This is a genomic window from Actinokineospora sp. (genome assembly GCF_050699995.1).
Lineage (GTDB): Bacteria > Actinomycetota > Actinomycetes > Mycobacteriales > Pseudonocardiaceae > Actinokineospora.
Window position 1 is genome coordinate 1 of sequence record NZ_JBOHGC010000123.1, and the last position, 1,928, is coordinate 1,928.

Consider the following 1,928-nt stretch of genomic DNA (forward strand, 5'->3'; position numbering starts at 1 on the left):
CGACATGCTCATCGCCTTCCGGCGAGCCCGAATTACCGCCGTCACCGCAGGCCAGGCCACACTCGATCAATATCCCGCCAGGTCCGCGACCAGCACATCAGCCACCGCATAACTGCGAAACCTCAGAGCCAGACCGGACGTTGTTGGTGCGGCAGAACTCGGCCAAGGCGGTGAAGAAGTCCTCGCCGTGGTCGAACGTGACGCCGAAGGTGCGTCCAAGGGTGAGGTCGTGGCTGCGCACGGGTTCAGGGCTCCAGGCTGGTCGGGGTGGTCCAGGGCCACGTGCTGGGGTGGGCGTGGCCGCCTGCGGCGTCGAACGCGGCCGTGATTGTGGCGCGGTCGGCTCCGGCGGTGAGCAGGGTGTGGAGCAGGATGCGGGCCTTGAGCGGGTCGAGGAATCCGGCGCCGATGAGGCCGTGGTCGAGCAGGTCGCGTTCGCTGCCGGGGAACGCGTAGGTAGAGCGCAGTGTGGACCCGGATCCGGTGCGGGAGGCCAGAACCACGGGAATGCGGTCGGCGATCTTCGCCAACAGCGGCACGAGATCGGCGGGGACGTGGCCCACGCCGAACGCGGCCACCACGAGCCCGTCGAGCCGATCGGCGGCGGCCTCGATGACGGTGCCGTCGTCGCCGAGGGAGATCGTGGCCAAGCCGACCCGTTTCCCGGGCAGGCGGAGTCCGGCGGGAAGGTTGGTGCGGTCGGTGAGGCGGTTGTGTAGCCGGGGCCTGCCTTCGAGGACCGCGCCGAGTGGGCCGCCGTTGGTTGACTGGAAGGTGGCGCCGCTCGTGGAGTGGGTCTTGCGAACCCGACGGGCGGCGTGGATCTCGTCGGCGAGCACGACCACACAGCCCTGCCCGTAAAGGTCGTCGCTGGCGGCGGTCTGGATGGCGGCGAGGATGTTCGCCGGGCCGTCGGCGCCGGCCAGCGTCGGGTTGCGCATCGCCCCGGTCACCACCAGCGGCTGGGAACCGTGGTGGAGCAGGTCGAGCAGGTAGGCGGTCTCCTCGATGGTGTCGGTGCCCTGGGTGACCACCGCGCCGTCCACATCGCCGTCAGCGAACCGGGCGGCGATCGCGTCGGCGAGCTCGGATATGTCGTCGAAGCTCAAGGAGGCGCCGGGCTTGCGGCGGAAGTCGACGACGTCGACGGCGATGTCCGTGGCGGCCAAGCCGGGGACTGCGGCGACCAGTTGTTCGGCCGACAGTGCGGGGACGACCCCGCCGGTGTCGCTGCTGGTCATGGCGATGGTGCCGCCGAGGCCGAACACGACGACACGACGGTTGGCTTGCTGGACGTCAGACACCCTGGTCCCCTCCCGGGCCACGTGCGGACAGTGATCGGCAGCCTACTGCTCGCCGTAGGGCTCACCGAGGCCACCGAGGAACCGGCAGGCCTCACGACCCGGCCCAGGACGTCCCACCGGAACTCCCAACCACCGCCCAGCCCCGCGCCACGACGTCCACACCGTCACCAGCACAAACAAGCCCAAACGCGGCAAGAAACCCAAGTCGGTGCCACCCGCGACCCCGCCGAACAGGTCAAAACTCAAGCTAGCGGCGGAGCCTTTGCGGTGTCAGATGCGGCCGGTCTCGTGGGCCCACATGGCGACCTCGACGCGGTTTCGGGCGCCGAGCTTTCGCATGAGGTTGGCGAGGTGGGCTTTGACGGTGCTTGGGGTGATAAGGAGCTCGCCGGCGATCTCACTGTTGGTGCGGCCTTGCGCTACAGGCACGAGGACTTCCTCCTCGCGGGCGGTGAGCGGTTCCGTCGGCTGCCTCGGTCGTGAGGTCTGTGCGTGGGCGAACGCTGCGAGCAGTCGGACAGTCACGCTGGGTGCGATCAGTGCGTCTCCGTCGGCGGCGGCGTGGATGGCCTGGGTCAGCAGGGCGGGTCCGGCGTCCTTGAGCAGGAACCCGCGGGCGCCGGC

General features: G+C 69.7%; 3 protein-coding genes. All 3 read right to left on the minus strand.

Annotated features, from left to right (window positions below; translation table 11 throughout):
• Positions 1-97: 97 nt before the first annotated feature.
• Positions 98-241, minus strand: a complete 144-nt coding sequence (locus ACRDSQ_RS06920; protein WP_431419745.1) for a hypothetical protein — start codon at positions 239-241, stop codon at positions 98-100.
• A 4-nt stretch (positions 242-245) separates the two neighbouring features.
• Complete coding sequence (locus tag ACRDSQ_RS06925; RefSeq protein WP_431419746.1) at positions 246-1,304, minus strand: asparaginase; 1,059 nt, start codon at positions 1,302-1,304, stop codon at positions 246-248.
• A gap of 270 nt (positions 1,305-1,574) precedes the next feature.
• Positions 1,575-1,928 (minus strand): LuxR C-terminal-related transcriptional regulator (locus tag ACRDSQ_RS06930; RefSeq protein ID WP_431419748.1); only part of this gene is annotated, 354 nt, incomplete at its 5' end.